This window comes from Bacillus sp. AFS077874 (assembly GCF_002566505.1).
Lineage (GTDB): Bacteria > Bacillota > Bacilli > Bacillales > Bacillaceae_G > Gottfriedia.
The window spans coordinates 67674-85137 of record NZ_NUYF01000006.1 but is presented as its reverse complement, the minus strand read 5'-3'; the positions used below and the strand labels follow the sequence as shown (position 1 = coordinate 85137).

At 32.7% G+C, this 17464-nt stretch carries 13 protein-coding genes; 2 read left to right on the top strand and 11 right to left on the bottom strand.

The genetic code is table 11. The annotated features are described in order from the left end of the window. Window positions 1–155: 155 nt before the first annotated feature. Both COJ46_RS05340 and COJ46_RS05335 read right to left on the bottom strand, forming a co-directional pair. On the bottom strand, window positions 156–1631 hold the full coding sequence (locus COJ46_RS05340) for an aminotransferase class V-fold PLP-dependent enzyme (RefSeq protein ID WP_097976734.1): 1476 nt from the start codon (window positions 1629–1631) through the stop codon (window positions 156–158). A gap of 315 nt (window positions 1632–1946) precedes the next feature. Further along, window positions 1947–3284: a D-serine ammonia-lyase gene (locus COJ46_RS05335; RefSeq protein ID WP_097976736.1), complete on the bottom strand. Its 1338-nt coding sequence runs from the start codon at window positions 3282–3284 to the stop codon at window positions 1947–1949. Window positions 3285–3436: 152 nt separating this feature from the next. Between COJ46_RS05335 and COJ46_RS05330 the strand changes: the two genes are divergently transcribed. Next, the gene (locus tag COJ46_RS05330; RefSeq protein ID WP_097976737.1) at window positions 3437–4630 is read left to right on the top strand and encodes a chromate transporter; all 1194 of its coding nucleotides are present in this window, start codon (window positions 3437–3439) and stop codon (window positions 4628–4630) included. 107 nt (window positions 4631–4737) lie between these two features. Here COJ46_RS05330 and COJ46_RS05325 read toward each other — a convergent pair whose 3' ends face one another. From COJ46_RS05325 to COJ46_RS05285, 9 genes are all read right to left on the bottom strand, one after another. Next, complete coding sequence (locus COJ46_RS05325; RefSeq protein ID WP_097976739.1) at window positions 4738–5859, bottom strand: glycerate kinase; 1122 nt, start codon at window positions 5857–5859, stop codon at window positions 4738–4740. Between the two features lie 12 nt (window positions 5860–5871). Then, a complete protein-coding gene (locus tag COJ46_RS05320; protein ID WP_097976740.1) occupies window positions 5872–8094 on the bottom strand; it encodes a glycoside hydrolase family 65 protein in 2223 nt (740 codons plus the stop codon). Then, a complete protein-coding gene (locus tag COJ46_RS05315; protein WP_097976877.1) occupies window positions 8091–9125 on the bottom strand; it encodes a Gfo/Idh/MocA family protein in 1035 nt (344 codons plus the stop codon). The genes COJ46_RS05320 and COJ46_RS05315 overlap by 4 nt, the downstream gene beginning before the upstream one ends. Next, a complete protein-coding gene (locus COJ46_RS05310) occupies window positions 9125–9931 on the bottom strand; it encodes a sugar phosphate isomerase/epimerase family protein (RefSeq protein ID WP_097976742.1) in 807 nt (268 codons plus the stop codon). Before COJ46_RS05310 ends, COJ46_RS05315 begins: the two co-directional genes overlap by 1 nt. Window positions 9932–9997: 66 nt before the next feature. Beyond that, window positions 9998–11056, bottom strand: a complete 1059-nt coding sequence (locus COJ46_RS05305; protein ID WP_097976743.1) for a zinc-dependent alcohol dehydrogenase — start codon at window positions 11054–11056, stop codon at window positions 9998–10000. A gap of 35 nt (window positions 11057–11091) precedes the next feature. Continuing rightward, on the bottom strand, window positions 11092–11943 hold the full coding sequence (locus COJ46_RS05300; protein ID WP_097976745.1) for a carbohydrate ABC transporter permease: 852 nt from the start codon (window positions 11941–11943) through the stop codon (window positions 11092–11094). Beyond that, window positions 11930–12811, bottom strand: a complete 882-nt coding sequence (locus COJ46_RS05295; protein ID WP_097976746.1) for a carbohydrate ABC transporter permease — start codon at window positions 12809–12811, stop codon at window positions 11930–11932. Before COJ46_RS05295 ends, COJ46_RS05300 begins: the two co-directional genes overlap by 14 nt. Window positions 12812–12978: 167 nt before the next feature. Continuing rightward, window positions 12979–14268, bottom strand: a complete 1290-nt coding sequence (locus tag COJ46_RS05290; RefSeq protein ID WP_097976748.1) for an ABC transporter substrate-binding protein — start codon at window positions 14266–14268, stop codon at window positions 12979–12981. An 11-nt stretch (window positions 14269–14279) separates the two neighbouring features. Beyond that, on the bottom strand, window positions 14280–15962 hold the full coding sequence (locus tag COJ46_RS05285) for a sugar phosphorylase (protein ID WP_097976750.1): 1683 nt from the start codon (window positions 15960–15962) through the stop codon (window positions 14280–14282). Between the two features lie 479 nt (window positions 15963–16441). Between COJ46_RS05285 and COJ46_RS05280 the strand changes: the two genes are divergently transcribed. Then, the gene (locus COJ46_RS05280; RefSeq protein ID WP_097976752.1) at window positions 16442–17461 is read left to right on the top strand and encodes a LacI family DNA-binding transcriptional regulator; all 1020 of its coding nucleotides are present in this window, start codon (window positions 16442–16444) and stop codon (window positions 17459–17461) included. Window positions 17462–17464: the final 3 nt, after the last annotated feature.

The following is a 17464-nucleotide window of genomic DNA, read 5'->3' as shown; positions in this document are numbered from 1 at the left end:
ACCATTTATTTAGAATATATAAGTAATATATACCCCATAGGGTATAATGTCAATCAATTAATTTTATATAACTTAGTCTTCTTTTAGTAAGTTAAAAGTAGATATGAACAAAAAAGATCACAATAATGTGATCTTTTTTTCGTTACTTTGAAATTTTAAGATTTCACTGTCATTTCCATCTCAAAATAAGTCCCTACATCCATAACTACTTCGTCTTTATGGATGTAGTCATTTTTCTCTTTAAGATAAATATAGTCTTTAGACCATTCACCAATGTTTTGAAGAATATCTTTTAAAGCATTCGTAAATAATAATACCTCTTCATTTGTAGTCGTTGGATGAACACTCATGCGAATCCAACCAGGCTTTACACTAATATTTCCATTATCAATTTCATCTGTAATTGATTTAGACATTTCTTTTGTAATATTCAGAAGCATATGTCCATAAGTACCTGCGCATGAACAGCCGCCTCGTACTTGAATTCCGAAACGATCATTTAATAATCTAACAACTAAATTATGGTGAATATCCTTTAAATAAAAAGAATAAAAACCTAATCGTGGATTGCTTGAATTTTCAAGTACCACTACATTTTCAATTGACTTAAGTTCATCTACTACGATGTGTTCTAATTCTTCTTCACGGTTTAAGATGTTCTTTGTACCCATTGCATCTTTTACCTTAATAGCAAGAGCTGTTCTAATTGTTTGCAGAAATCCTGGCGTACCGCCATCTTCTCTTTCACGAATATTGTTAATATATTTTTTCTCACCCCATGGATTTGTCCATTCTACAGTTCCTCCGCCTGGGTGATCTGGAATTTTATTTTGATACATCGAAGAGTCAAATACTAAAACTCCGCTACTACCAGGCCCTCCTAAAAACTTGTGTGGAGAAAACAGAATCGCATCAAGTTTTTCCATTGGATCACTAGGATGCATATCAATGTCAACATAAGGTGCAGAAGCTGAGAAATCCACAAAACAAACGCCATTATATTCATGCATTAGTCTAGCTAGCTTATGATAAGGGGTAATTAATCCAGATACATTCGAGCAAGCACTGAATGATCCAATTAATTTTCGTTTATTTTTATAGAACTCAAGTCGCTCTCTTAAAAATTGTAAATCAACTACATTATTACTGCAATTAGGTACAACTTCTACATCACAAATCGTTTCCAACCACGAAGTATGATTGCTATGATGCTCCATACTTGTGATAAAAACGACTGGTCTTTCTTCCTCAGGTATACTTAAACGGAAGTGGAAATTTTCATGTATTTTTAGCCCTAAAATACGTTGAAACTTATTCATAACGCCAGTCATTCCTGATCCATCAGTTATAATTGTGTCGGAAGCGCTTGCATTAACATGCTCTTTTATGATCTGTAATGCTTCATGATAACAATTCGTCATCGTGCTTCCAGTTATATTTGATTCCGTATGAGTATTTGCAACATACGGTCCAAAAGTTGTAAGTAATTTTTCTTCAACTGGTCCATATAACCTACCGCTCGCAGCCCAATCTAAATAGATAATTTTCTTTTCACCAAATGGAGATAAGAATGTTTTTTCATTTCCAATAATCTCTTTTCTAAATTGTGAAAAATACTTTTCTAAATTCAATTTTATCGCTCCTAATGAGAATATGTTTTGTGCTTTTTAATCGGAAATCTCTGTTTAAGGTAATTAAGATAAAACCGAGTATTCCAATACCCTATTGGGTATTATATAAAGTGCACTGAAGCCAGTCCGATCATGACGGAATGGCTTTTTTAAAGTAATTTATCAATTTTTAAACAGAACTAATTAAAAAGAAAATATCTTGCGTCAAAATCTAAATAGAAAACTTATTTACATATACAAATATATGTCATATTATTCTGCATTAAAAGAATTTTTTCACTTTTAAAATATTAATAAAATTTTACACTATCTATTTTATTTAAAAAGAGACCCTTTTTGATAGTACTCTTTCATCATTTTTTCCGGGACCATACTACCACCTGTACCCCAAACGACATGGGTACTATTTTCCATTTTTTTCAATAAATTATTTTTTAGTAAATAATCTTTGCCTTCTTTAAATAATTTTATTGGACCGATCATACCAGCTAGTGCTGACGGTTCTAAATAAAGATCCTCAGTATCGACTAATTCTTTTAACATGGTATATAGTTTTTCATCACTTATTGTATAGCTACCGCTTAAAAAAGGCTCCATGATTTTTCCTACAAAGCCAGATGGTCTCCCTACAGCTAGGCCATCTGCATCCGTTTTATTATCAATGCCAAAATCTTGTACAGAAACTTGATCGTGAAGTCCTGTCATTAATCCAATCAACATACAAGGAGAATGCGTTGGCTCGGCAAAAAAGAAATGAACATTATCTTTAAATAATAGTTTCAGACCAAATGCGACACCACCAGGTCCTCCTCCAACTCCGCAAGGTAAATAAACAAATAATGGATGATTTTCATCAATTGTAATGTTCAATTCTTCAAATTGCTTTTTTAAACGTGAAGCAGCTACTGCATATCCTAAAAATAAATCATTTGAATTTTCATCGTCTACAAAATAACAATTAGGATCTGCTTCTGCTTGAATTCGTCCTTCTTCTACTGCCTTACTATAATCCGCTTCGTACTCTATAACATTTACGTTTTTACTTCTAAGTAAGTCCTTTTTCCATTGCTTTGCATCCGCAGACATATGTACGGTTACTTTAAAACCTAACTTTGCACTAATAATTCCAATGCTCATACCTAAATTACCAGTGGACCCTACAGCAATTGAGTAGTTTGAGAAAAAATCTCTAAAAATATCACTATCTATTTTTGAGTAATCATCTTCAATCGTTAATAGTTGATGCTTTATAGCAAGGCTTTCAGCATGCTTTAATATCTCATATATGCCACCTCTTGCTTTAATTGACCCTGATATTGGTAAGTGACTATCACATTTTAAAAATAGTTCTCCTAATATAGTTTGTTGATAATTTTTTTCTAACGATTGTTTCATGGAAGGAATTTGTACTAAAGGAGACTCAATAATGCCATTTGTATCTTTTGTTTCTGGAAAAACCTTTGATATATATGGGGCAAACCTTTTTAATCGATCATCTGCGTCGTTTACATCATCTTGAGTAAGTGGTGACATTTTCATTACTTTTTGAAACGTCTCAAAATTTGGGTTCAACCAGAGGTATTCCTCTAAGTTCATCAGTTTTTTTAGGATTGGATACTTTTCTACATATGACTGTATATCAATTCTTTCCATCTATATTCCTCCTAGACTTAAACAGTTTATATATAGTTTATCAGATATTAGAATAGCTTTGATTGTTAATCTTTTGTAAATTCTCATAAAAAGAGATTGGTTTAGATTTTGATTCAAACTATACTATTTCTATGTATCAGATTGGAGGGAATATGAATTCTAAACATAAAATTAGTAAGTTATCTCTTTTGCTAGAAATACTTATTGTTTCTACTAAACTGGGCTTAACTTCTTTTGGTGGACCGATCGCTCATTTAGGTTATTTTCGTGAAGAATATGTAAGAAGGAAAAAGTGGATTGACGATCAAAACTATGCTGATTTAGTCGCTTTGTCACAATTTTTACCTGGACCAGCAAGCAGCCAAGTTGGCATTGGTATTGGCTTAATACGTGCAGGGGTCTTAGGTGGAATTGTCTCATTTATTGGATTTACATTACCATCAGTCATTGCACTTATATTATTTGCATTATTACTACAAGATATGGATTTAAAAAATTCTGGTTGGATCCATGGATTAAAACTGGTTGCGGTGCCAATTGTTGCACAGGCTATTTTAGGTATGGTGAAGAACTTGACGCCTGATTTAAAAAGGAAAGCTCTTGCTTTGTTTGCAATGATCGCTACACTAATATGGCAAACGACATTCACTCAAATTGCTGTCATTTTAATTTCTTCAATTTGCGGATATTTTCTATATCAGGATAATGAAAATAGTGATAAAACTGGATTAGTTACGAATATATCAAAAAAAGTTTCAATCATTTGTTTGGCTATATTTTTTATATTATTAGTTTTATTACCCTTAATTAGTTCATTTACATCGTCAAAATGGATTTCTATATTTGACAGTTTTTACAGATCAGGATCTATGGTATTTGGTGGTGGCCATGTTGTTCTCCCTCTACTTGAACGTGAGTTTGTTCCTACTGGATGGCTAAACAAAGAAACATTTTTGGCTGGATATGGGGTCACGCAGGCTGTACCTGGACCATTATTTACGTTTGCATCCTACTTAGGAACTGTAATGATGGGCTGGCGAGGAGGTTTAATTGCAACAATTGCCATCTTTTTACCAGCTTTCTTACTTATTTTAGGTACTCTCCCATTTTGGGCTAGTATGCGTCGTAGTTCGAAATTAAGGAGAGTTTTATTAGGCGTAAACGCAGCAGTAGTTGGGATCTTAATTTCAGCTTTTATTAATCCAATATGGATAAGCTCTGTATTTTCGATTGTTGACTTTCTAATCGTAGCTGTCTTATTTAGTATGTTAGTAATGATGAAATTACCACCATGGGTTATTGTACTTGTTGGAGCAATTAGTGGGGAAGTTTTATCTAGAATTTGAATTTTATTTTGTTAATAAAGAACTGCCCTCGTCATTTTTAAAAGAAGGGCAAATCCAATAAAAAAGCAGAAAAACCATACAATGTTTTTCTGCTTTTTTATTTTCAATTATTTTAACAATACAGCAATATTTCTTGCAGTTCTCTCAATATTTTCAAATGCGTTTTTCATAATATTTTCAATCGGTAAGATTGCAGGAATCGTAGGGAAAATAGCATCGATTCCGTGTTTATACAATTCCTCTATTCCATCACCGATACTACCACAAATTGCAATTACTTTCGCATTAGATGGGGCACAAGCAGCCGCTCCAACAGGTGCTTTACCATAAATTGTTTGTCCATCCATTCGACCTTCTCCTACAATTACAATGTCAGCATCCTTACATACTTCTTTAACATTTAATTGTTCAAGAACCAGTTCAATCCCTTTTTTTATTGAAGCATTTGCGAATAGCATTAGGCCTGCACCCATGCCCCCACCAGCTCCACTACCAGGAATCTCTTGGACGGATTTATTTAGATAATGCTCAGTAATCTGATAGAAATTTCCCATTGCTTCATCTATTGTAGCTAATTGATCTGCAGAAAGTCCTTTCTGTGGTCCAAATATATATGTTGCTCCATTTCTTCCAATCAATGGATTAACAACATCTGCCGCAATAGTGATTTTCACATTGTCTAGTAGTGGTGACTTGTTTTCGTCAGACATTGAAGCTACTCTTAACAATGCCTCACCATTGCTTTCAATTTTCTCACCATTTTGATCGAAGAATTGGTAACCTAGCGCTGTTGCCATACCAATCCCACCATCATTTGTTGAACTACCTCCAACACCAACAATAAGCTCAGAAGCTCCACGCTCAATAGCATAAAGAATTAATTCTCCGACACCAAAGGAAGTAGTTTGTAAAGGATCACGTTTTTCAATTGGTACAAGATGCAAACCACAGGCTTCAGCCATTTCTATAAATGCTGTTTTATTATCTTTAGAAAATGCAATTTTAGCTTGAACACTTTCATTAAGAGGGCCTGTTACATTAATCGTTTCTACTTCTCCACCATTTGAAGCGATTAAAGCTTGAACAGTGCCCTCCCCTCCGTCTGCTAATGGTAATAAATGATACTCTGCATTCGGATATACGGAATGAAAGCCTTTATGAATGGCATTAGCTACATTCGTTGCATCCAAGCTTTCTTTAAAGGAATCAGGTAATATTACTATTTTCATTTGTCCTCCTCCTTAAAGTGATGCGATAATTTGATCTGTTAAGTTAAATAATTCTCCATTAATTTCGATTACAATTTCTGTATCAGTTTGTTTTGTTACCGTTACAGATTCATGCGTAATTGAAATCTCAAGATTTGTACCTTGCCAATGGAACGGGAATGAAAGTTTGTCCCAGTTTTTAGGTAGGTTAGGATTAATTTTTATCTTATTTGATTCTATCGTAACGTTTGCAAAACCAAATATGGTTGCTAACCAATTCGCACCTAGAGATGCTGCATGTATTCCTTCATCTGATGATTTCGGATTTGGACCTAGATCGATTAAGCAAGCTTCTTGGAAGAATCGATAAGCATTTTCTTTTTCTCCACATCTTGCAGCAACAATTGCATGGATGGCTTTACTAAGTGAAGAATCATGAATTGTATGCTCCTCATAATAGTGCAAATTCTTTTTAACAACATCCTCTTCAAATAAGTTAGGGAAAAGGTATAATAGCATAACTACGTCAGCTTGCTTTAAAATTTGCATCTCATTTACTTCTTGACGTGAATAATCAAAAAGAATTGCCTGACTACCTTGTTTTTGTTTATATTTTGATAAATTAATTTCTGGTTTTGATAAAAATGTATCATCTTGTGGAATAATATTCTCTGCATTTGGTCTTGGTAAGTAAAGTCGATTTAGAAAATCCTTACCACTCTCAATAATTTCAGCATCGATGTTATTATATTTTCCCATAAAACTCAAAGCTTGTTGAACATTATAATAAGCCATATAGTTCGTATAAGCATTATTATTAATATGTTCAGTATATTCATCTGGTCCGATTACATCTTTAATAGAAAGTGCTTGATTTTCTTCTGTCGTACGACTTATCCAAAATCGTGCTGTTTCTTTTAGTAATTCAAGCCCTTCATTTGCCATAAATGATTCATCAAGTGTATTTTCATAGTATTGAATAACCGAATATGCAATGTCAGCAACAATGTGATGTTCAGCAAGAGCTGAAGCTACTTTTTGGCGTTTACCCGTTAGTATATTAATAGCTGCATATTCTGGCGTTTCTTCCATACCAGAAAATGCACTTTCCCATGGGAATAAAGATCCAGAATAGCCATTTTTAGTAGCCTTCTCTTTTGCTTCTTTAATATGAAGATAGCGATATCTTAATAAGTTTCTTGTTACATCCGGATCAGTGAACAAATGAAACGGTGCAATAAAGATTTCCGTATCCCAGAATACATGACCTTTGTATCCTTCACCTGTTAATCCTTTTGCTCCAACGCTAAAGCGATCATCATGTGCAGGTGTCATTATTTCAATATGGTAAAGTGAAAAATCTAATGCTACTTGATCTATAGCTTCTTTAGAAGAAATGATTACGCGTTTCTTTTTCCAAAACTCATTCCATTTTATAGATGAGCTTACTAATAGACGATCGTATCCATTATCAAGATTTTCTTGAACAGTATGAATACTTGATAGTGCTGGATCATCCACAGACAAGTCATTTGAAGTATAAACAGCACTTATTTTTTCTAATTCAAACGGCTGGTTAACGACTAAATCATGTTTAATGATCGTCAAAAGCTGTCTGTTTTTAGCCACAAAAGAAACATCACTTTCACTTGAAACTTTACATGAAGTTGCGATTGCGATTGAGTGATCGCTTTCAGTTGTTCTATATACAGCATGCATTATTTTTCTATCAATAACTCGTACATTTTCTTCTAAAAGATGTTGCTTTCCAAAGTTAGACATTTGCGCATCGATACCAGTCGTAACTTTAATTGATGCACTACAATCTAAACTGACTACACTAACTTTAGATGCAAGTAAATGTAAATTATCTTTTGAAACAAAGCGTTGGAATTTTAAACAAAAGCGATTACCTTCTTTGTTTTTCCAGATAACTTCTTTCGTCAGTTCTCCATTTTGCATATTTAAAGTCCGGTCATAAGATAGTACTTCTCCTGTTAAAACTGAAAATATTTCATTATTTATTTCAATTTTTATGCCAACTAAATCTGGCAGATTGACTAGCTCTGTAATATCATTTGATGTAAATTTATTATAAATACCTGCCACATACATACCACGAGTTTGTTCAGAATAATATTCCTCATGACTAGCACGTAAACCTAAATACCCATTTCCAAGAGCCATGATCGTTGCATATTTATTTATACACTGTAAATCAAATTGTTTTTCATTAATTACATTTACTTCATTCATAAAGATATACTCTCACCTTTTTCAGCTGATTGATAGATCGCTTCAACAAGTCGTTGAATAGCATAACCCTGTTCTCCATCTGCTACCATAACGTTGTGTCCTAAGCAACGATTAACAAAGGCTGCCATACTTTTAGTATGACGGTCAGGGTCAGCCTCTTCTCTCTTTAATAGGGATACAAGCTCACCTTTTTCATCCGTATAGATTTCAGCCGGGAACATTGTTGCACCAGCTTCTTCTCCGCATAGTTCTACATTCATTTCTGATTTTTCTTTTATATTTAATGCAAAGGATGTTTCAAGCTGAATTAAACATCCATTCTCTAACTCTATATAAGAAAATAAAGAATCTTCTACTTCAAATTTTGATGGGTCCCATTTACCAAATGCACCTTCATCTTTCTTAGTACCAATCTTCTGAAACATTTTTGCTGTAACTTTTTTTACTTTTGGATAATTCATAACGAAAAGTGCAGTATCAAGCATATGAATTCCCAAATCGATTAGAGGTCCCCCACCTTGAATTTCTTTATTAGTAAAGCTACCCCATCCAGGAATACCATTACGTCTTAAAGCTTTTACTTTTACAAAATAAATTTGACCTAATAAACCTTGATCTATTTTTTCTTTTATAATCGTTACGTCATCAGCAAATCGATGATGAAAATCATAAGCAAGGATAAGCCCTTTTTCTAAAGCTGTTTCATGCATTTTTCTTGCATCCTCTGCCAAAATTGCAGGAGGTTTTTCACAAAAAACATGACAATTATTTTCTAATGCCTGCATTACATTATCAAAATGAAATTTATTCGGGGTGCAAACACTTACAATTTCCGGTTTTTCATTCGCATACATTTCAGCAGCATCCGTGTAATAGTTAGGAATCTCATTACGCTCTGCAAAGCTCTTTAATGCTTCCTCATTTACACCGACTACGGCAACTATTTCTAAATCTTCTCTAGTTTTATAGTAAGCAACGTGAACTTTTTCAGCCATTTGGCCCCCGCCAATAATAGCTACTTTCTTTTTAATCACAATGCTTCACCCTTTAAAGCTTCTTTTATATGATGAAATGCTTTAATATATTCATCTTCTAAGTTATTTCCTCTTACACGACATTCAAATGTTAAAAAGCCTTCGTACCCATCTTCTTTAAGTCGGTCAAAATGCTTTTTGAAATCAAGAGATCCACTTCCTGGCTGGAAACGGTGGTTGTCTGCGATGTGAATATGTTCAACTAAATCACGATTAGCTTGAAGTGCCTCAGAAATACCATCTTCCTCAATATTCATATGATAAAAATCTCCAATGATTTTAACGTTTTTAAACTGATTATCTTCAATATATTTACGTGCATCAGCTAAAGTATTAATCATATGATCCTGATAGCGGTTTAAAGGTTCTAAGTAAATAGTCGTTCCTGTTTCACCTGCGACTTTATCTAGAAAAACTAGTGATTCAGTAACTGCTTTACGATCTCCTTCTAGACTTCTTGGAGAAGACATAGGTGGCAATCTAAATGTAAACATTCCCCATGCTGCAGGTACAACGATACCTTTTCCTCCAACTTCTTTTAAAGCTTTTAGAATTTCTTCAATATCTGCTAAACCTTTTAAACGACGCTCTTCAATAAAATCACCAATCCAACCATAATAACCACCACAAGCTGTCGTTACCGGTAAGCCAGTCTCAGCAATTGCTTCCTTAACTTCTTCTAAATTATCAACTAAAAACTTGCCATCGATTTCAAATCCTTCAAAACCAATTTCTTTTAAGTATTTAAATTTTTCTTTAATATTTTCTGGAAAAAATGCTTGATTTTGTGTTCCAATTTTCAACGAAATCCACTCCTAAACAGAAGGGAGTGTAATACACTCCCATAATTTTAATGATTGATATTCTTATTATTTTTTAAATTGAACACCCATCTTAATGCTTAGCTCGGGCTTTTGATCAACAAATTCCATATACGATTCAGCTACTTCTTCAAATGAAACAACTGGTTCAATTAAATCTTCACAATTTAAATAACCATTCATTAATAATTCCCAACAAGTATTTTCGATTCGTTTACGTGACCAACGTGGATAATCCGGATTTGGTTCACTACTACCTCTTGAAAATACAATTTTAGCATTGTTAAAATGTGCTTCACGACCAAGATTAAATCCTTCTGGGAAAGGTTTAGCAAAAGCTACATAAGAAATTGTTCCACCGTATGCAATTCCTCTTAGTGCTGCTTGCAGTGAACTTGATACACCACTTGTTTCAATGATTGAATCTGCACCTAATTTATTAGTAATTTTTTTAATTTCATATCCTAAATCGCAGTTAATTGGATCGAAGCAATAATCCGCTCCATTTTTTAACGCGATATCGCATCTATGTTGTAATGGATCTACACCAATTACAATACTAGCTCCAGCTTTCTTTGCTAACTGGATAGCAATTTGTCCAATTGCACCTAGTCCTACAACTACTACATAATCACCCGCTCTAACATTCGCATCCCTAACTCCGCTCATTGCAAATTGTGCTGGATCATAATAAACTGCATTCTTCCATGAAGAACCTTCTGGCATTTTACGTAATTTATAATTATCTACAGCATTAACGATTACGGTTTCCATGATTGGACCATAAGTACAAACTTGATCTCCTAATTTGTACTCAGTCACTTCATCACCGATTTCACAAATGCTACCTACAACCATATTTCCTAATTGAAATTCACCAAATACGATTCCACGAGCAGCTCCTTCTTCACGTGGCATAAACATTTTCCATTCTTCATTGAACTCTTCATCAATAAATGGACTAAGTCCTCTAAAATCAACCACTTCTGTACCATGTTTTGGTGAAGCAAATTCGACTTTAATTTTTACTTCATTTGGTTGTACAAGGCGATCTTCGTACTCGACTAATGCTGCAACTCTTGGTTCAACTGCTACTAATTTTTTCATTTTATTTCATCCTTTCAGTAAAAAATTGTTTCGAATTAACCTTTTACTCCACCTTCAGTTAAGTTACCTTTAATAAAGTGCTCAGATAATGCATACATAATAACTACTGGTAAAGCAGTAACTAAAGATGCTGCCATCATACGACCCCACACATAATCTGGTGTACTGAATAAAGTATTTAAACCGATTGGTAACGTAAAGTTTTCTGAACTTGATAAGAAAATTGATGCAAATAAATAATCATTCCATGCAATCATAAATGCATATACGAAAACAGAAATGATTCCCGATATTGACAAAGGAATAATAATATAGAAGATTATTTTTAATCGACTAAGACCATCAATCATAGCCGCTTCTTCCAAATCTTCAGGAATTGTATCAAAATAACTCTTTAACATAAAAATCGCTGTTGGTAGAGTTTGAACAATCATCGTAATAATCAATGCCATTTTTGTATCATATAAGCCGAAACCAGAAATGATTTTAAATAATGGGACAACTAGTAAGATCCCTGAAAACATATAAACAGTGTAAAAACTAGCATTTATCGTCACTCTTCCTTTAAACTTTAGTTTCGATAAAGCGTACGCTCCTAAAATACCAAGAACGACTGATAATGAAGCTGCGATTATAGCGACAATTAAACTATTTTTAAAGTAGATTAAATATGGGAAAATTGTCGGATTAAAAATATCAATATAATGCTGGAAAGTCCATTCATGTGGCAATAATGTCGGATTTGTTGCAATTGCTTCTTTTGAACTTTTTAATGACGTCATTAGCATTACAAAGAATGGGAATAACATGATTCCTAATAAAAGGATTAATACTACATAAAAACTTGTTTTCTTAATGATCTTGCTTCTTTTACTACTTGCTGCCATTTAAGTTCACCCTCTTTCTTGAAACGATAATTACGATGAATAAGATAATAAATAGGATTACTGAAATTGACGAAGCTTTTCCTAAGTTATTGAAAGCAAACGCAGTTTCATATAAATAAATACCTAAAATATTTACTTTGTTTGTTAATAAGTAAACATCTGTAAACATGTAGAACATCCAAATAAATCGTAAAGTTACAACCGTTAATAATACCGGCATAATCGCTGGTAAAGTTACAACTTTAAACTTTTGCCATAGTGAAGCCCCATCGATATCAGCAGCTTCGTATAATGATTTATCAATCGTTTGCAAAATTGCTAAAAACGATATAAATGCGTAAGGGAAATACTTCCAAATTGCAAAAACCACTACAACTATAAAACTACTAACTGGATTGTCAAACCATAGTGGCGCACTTTTAAATAGATGAAAAACATCCGTTCCTAAGTAATTAATAATCCCATATGAGTTATTGAACATATATTTCCAAGCAAAAACTAATGATATTGAAGGTGTTACATAAGATAAAATAATTAATGAACGAGCAGTTTTACGGAACTTAAATGGGCGATTAAAGAACAGCGCTACAGCAAGCCCAAGTACTGTACTACCAACTACAGTTAAAACGGTATATAAAATGGTAATACCTAAAGATTTATAAAACTCAATATCTTTTATAACATCAGTATAATGAGATAAACCAACAAACTTAGCTCCTAATCTCGGATTAATCGGTTGATCGAAAAAGCTTATTTTAATATTTGATAACATCGGATAAGCAACTAATAATAGTAGTAAGAACATACTTGGTAAAAGAAGTATTAGCGCTAGTTTTATATCAGATTTTTTTTTGGCAATCGGTTTCATGCTACCTCCTAAAAAACAATCTATTCCCTATCTGGTTAGATTGGTGATAAAAGAAAAGTTGTTTAAAAAGCAACTTAGCCTGCTTTTCAAGCGTTCGTTCTTCATAAACAACTTTCACTAATTAAGAAATCAAATTACTATTACTAGGTATATTGAATTAAAAGTAATTATTTTAATACACCTTTTAATTTTTCTCCTGCTTCTTTAATAGCAGAATCTACGCTTTTTCCACCTACAGTAACTTCATTAATTAACTTAGCAACCGCACCTGAACTTGTAACATCACCCATTTTTAAGAAGTTCTTGTTATCAACAAGACCAAATACTTGAATGTTATCAAACGCGCTTGCGATTTCAGTTGAAAGCTCACCAAATGAATTTACAACTTTATTTTCTTTATATTCTTTGCTTTCTGTTACTTCTTTATTTACTGGTTGAGATCCACCTGGAGACATTAATACTAACTTCGTATTATTTTCAGGTTTTGCCATAAACTCTACTAATTTTTCTGCTGCAGCTTTTTGGTCATCATCTAAACCAGAAGAAATCGTGTAAGCAGATACTGTTCCATAAACTGCTTTTGTTTTTTCAGTTGGAATTACAAATCCAATATTGTTTGTTTTACCTTCTTCATACACTGATGGAAGAATATAAGTTGAATAAACTGCCATTGGAGCAGATCCATTCATGAAAGCATCTTTTACTTCTGTAACATCATTAGAACCTGGCATTGTATATTTGGATAATTCTTTATAGTAGTTTAAAGCTTCTTTCATTTCAGGTGTATTTAATGTTAAATCACCTTTGCTATCGAACATATTTGCATTGTTTGATAAAGCGAATTGTGAGAAGGCTTGCTCAGAAAAACCACCTTCAGCAGTTGGAATTGCAATACCGTATTTTTTACTTCCACTATTCGTAAATGCCTTTGCAATCTTTAAAACATCATCCCAATTTTTAGGTTCTGCGAATCCTTTGTCAGCAAGCATTTGCTTGTTATACCAAATTCCTTGTACCCAACCACTAATTGGAACACCAGTATAATTTTTGCCGTCCTCAGTTTTTAAAAGCTTTAACGCACCTTCATAATACTTATCTTCTCCAACTTTAGAGATAATTGATTTAACTGCATCTTTATCAATTAATTCGTCCTTGTCCATAACTTTTGCATAGTCTTGTCCAACTTCAATAACCGCTGGAAGCTTGCCTGAGCTTGCCAAAGTTACAACTTTCGTATTGTAAGAATCTTCCTCAACTGGAACTTGCTTTACTGTAATATTTGGGTTTGCTTTTTCAAATTTAGAAATTAAATCAGTAATTACTGCTAATCTCTCTTGTTCAACAGAAGAATGCATAAATTCAATCGTTACTTTACCACTCTCTTTTTTACCGCCACCACAAGCTGTTAAACCTACAGCTAACATTAAAACCAAGAACATACTTAAAAGTTTCTTCATTGTTCTTCCTCCTAATTTACTGGTTTATACCAAAGGAATTGATATGGATCTAAAGAAATGTATTCATTAAATTCTTCTACTTCTCCAGTTAAAATATTCATATACTTTCCATGGAAACCGCATATAGTTTGTTCATTTGATAGATTGTGAAGAATGACGATGCTATCATCTGCATCTTTTCGTTTAATAGCGAATACATTTTCATTCATATCAAGTACTTCCATTTTTACATTCGGATTAAATAGTTTTTCTTCCTTACGTACTTGAATAATATTTGTAAGCCCTGTGAAAATCTTATTTCTTAATGTTCCTACATCATTTAATTCTTTTTCTATTTCAACAAGTGAATATTTTTGGCGATTAATTGAGCGATTCATACCCGTTTTTTCAACACCTGCATAATCATTTCTAGAACCAAGCATACTTTGGATATAAATTGCTGGTACACCTTGGAATGTTAATAAGATTGAGTGTGCTAACAGGAATTTCTTTACGCGCATATCATCATCTGATGTTTGTTTATTTAAAGCATCTAAGTAAGTTACATTAATTTCATATGGACTTTCTGTGCCATCTGAATTTTTCTTATAATTTACTAATGCTCCTTCTACCTTTAAATCTTCTACTAACGAAAGAATTTCTTCTTCAGGGATAATTCCACGAATCGGATTTAAACCAATTCCATCATGTGAAGCTAAGAAGTTGAAAAAAGTTGTATCTTCTCCAGAACCTTCTAGATTTTTTGCCCAATTTGTTAATACACTACCATTCCCTTTATGAAGTGAATATAAAACTAATGGAGGTAGTGGAAATTGGTAAACCATATGTGCCTCATCATGACCATTTCCGAAGTAAGAAATATTATCTAAATGAGGTACATTTGTTTCAGTAATCATTACTGTACCTTTTGCTGCCTCATCTAATAAATCACGGAATAATTTAACGATTTCATGTGTTTTTTCAAGATGGATACATGAAGTACCAACTTCTTTCCACATATATCCTACTGCATCCAGTCTTACATATTCCGCACCTTGTTCAAGGTAGAAAAGTAAAACATCAATCATATCTAATAAAACTTGTGGATTGCTAAAGTTCAAATCAATTTGATCGTCACTGAAGGTTGTCCAAATGTACTTCTCTTCACCGGTTGCTAATTTGAATTTTGATAGTAATGGAAGTGCTCTTGGTCTAGTTACAGAGCTTAAATCAACCGAAGGATCCATATCAATGAAATAGTCTTGATATTTTGGATCACCGTTTAAGTATCCTTGGAACCATTCACTCTTACTTGAGATGTGATTACATACATAATCAAACATGATTCTTGCTGATTTCGATAAACTTTCAACATGTGACCAATCTCCTAAATCAGGATTTACTTTCTTATAGTCAACTACTGAAAAACCATCATCAGAAGTGTAAGGATAAAAAGGTAAAATATGAACAAGTTCAAATTTATCTACTAAATGTTCATCAAACATCTTTTTAAAAGTTTCTAATGTTGGAATTCCCTCTTCTTGGAACTGATCACCGTAAGTAATTAAAACTACATCTGATTCGTCCCAATTTTGTTTTCTTTTTTTCGTAATTTTTATTTTAGCTTCTTCAATGCGATTTACGATTGCACTATAAAGTTGATCAATGTCTTTGTTTTCATAAATATAGGCTAATCTTTCTTTAATTTTACTCATAAGATTCCTCCTTATGGTATCGCTCCCACAGAGATTAAAAAATAAATTGGTACCGCTCCCAAATTCAATATATTATAGAAAGCGCTTACTGTCAATTTAAAAAATTTACTTAAAAAAATATTTTTGTCAAAAGTTTATTTATTTCATAATAGTATCTATTTATTTAATCATTTTACTAATTTTTAGCTATTGATACTTTCTTATATTATCCATATAATTGCCCTAGTATTATTACAAGATTTAACAAGTTATTTTTCATATTCTTTGATCACAGTCTTGACAAATTTTTAAAAAAATCGATACTATCATTTATATTAAGAACAAATTTTTTCGATAAACCGCTCCTAAATTATTATTTGAAAATAACGTTCCAATATACTCTTTTTTAATTCCACCTCATATTTTTTTAAAATTTATAAACTATAAAATGTAAACGGTTAATTTCAAAAATCGCTTTAAATTAGAAGAGGAGAATACAAATGGGCCCTACAATTTATGATATAGCTCGTGTAGCAAACGTTTCAAAGTCCACTGTATCTCGCGTACTAAATAATAAAGATAATATTTCAGAAGAAAGTCGTAACCGCGTTTTGAAAGCTATTGAAGAATTAAATTACCAACCTAATAAATTAGCTCGAGCTCTTACATCATCAGGATTTGACGCCATTTTGGTAATGTCTCGTTCTACGAAAACAACCGCGGGAAATACCTTTTTCTCTGAGATTATTCACTCTATTTCAACGAGATCAGAAGTAGAAAATTTTGACGTGATTATACAAACATCAAAAAATAGTAAAGATGAGTTAGATAAGTGTATAGAAAAAATTCGTGGGAGAATGATCAAAGGAATTCTAATGTTGAGTTCACCTGCAAATGAGGACTTTTTTAAAGAATTAGATAAATATGAAATTCCAGTAGTCGTTATTGGAAGAGTTGAAGGAAACTATCAACATATTTACTCAGTTGATACCGATAACTTTAATGACAGTTATCAATTAGTTCAACATTTGATTAATCAAGGGCATACAGATATTGCATGCCTTCATTCTTCACTTGATTATCATGTATCAATTGACAGATTGGAAGGATATAAAAAATGTCTACTTGATAACGGAATTCAACTTCGATCTGATCGTATTATTGATAGTGGATATACAATGGAAAAAGCATATGAAACTTCAGAGTCACTATTGAAATCTAAAGATTTACCTACAGCAATTTTTGCAATAGATGATCTCAAGGTTATCGGACTTTATAATACAACATCAAAGTTGGGCATATCTATTCCGAAAGATATTTCAATTATAGGTTATAATAATGGAATTTTTTCTCCGTTGTTTTCTCCACCTTTAACTGGAATTGAGATCCCTGTTATGAAGCTAGGGGAAATTGCTACAGACTTACTATTCAAGCATGTAAAAAATAAAACTGCAAAAACGAATCATATTATAGTTCCCACAAAGTTGATCGAACGAAAATCAGTTGCAAAATTAAATTGATCG

Coding starts and splice junctions, on each gene's coding strand:
- COJ46_RS05325 (WP_097976739.1), bottom strand. CDS start 5,859: ATGAAAATAGTAATATTACCTGATTCCTTTAAAGAAAGCTTGGATGCA.
- COJ46_RS05290 (WP_097976748.1), bottom strand. CDS start 14,268: ATGAAGAAACTTTTAAGTATGTTCTTGGTTTTAATGTTAGCTGTAGGT.
- COJ46_RS05280 (WP_097976752.1), top strand. CDS start 16,442: ATGGGCCCTACAATTTATGATATAGCTCGTGTAGCAAACGTTTCAAAG.
- COJ46_RS05285 (WP_097976750.1), bottom strand. CDS start 15,962: ATGAGTAAAATTAAAGAAAGATTAGCCTATATTTATGAAAACAAAGAC.
- COJ46_RS05305 (WP_097976743.1), bottom strand. CDS start 11,056: ATGAAAAAATTAGTAGCAGTTGAACCAAGAGTTGCAGCATTAGTCGAG.
- COJ46_RS05300 (WP_097976745.1), bottom strand. CDS start 11,943: ATGGCAGCAAGTAGTAAAAGAAGCAAGATCATTAAGAAAACAAGTTTT.
- COJ46_RS05320 (WP_097976740.1), bottom strand. CDS start 8,094: ATGAATGAAGTAAATGTAATTAATGAAAAACAATTTGATTTACAGTGT.
- COJ46_RS05330 (WP_097976737.1), top strand. CDS start 3,437: ATGAATTCTAAACATAAAATTAGTAAGTTATCTCTTTTGCTAGAAATA.
- COJ46_RS05295 (WP_097976746.1), bottom strand. CDS start 12,811: ATGAAACCGATTGCCAAAAAAAAATCTGATATAAAACTAGCGCTAATA.
- COJ46_RS05335 (WP_097976736.1), bottom strand. CDS start 3,284: ATGGAAAGAATTGATATACAGTCATATGTAGAAAAGTATCCAATCCTA.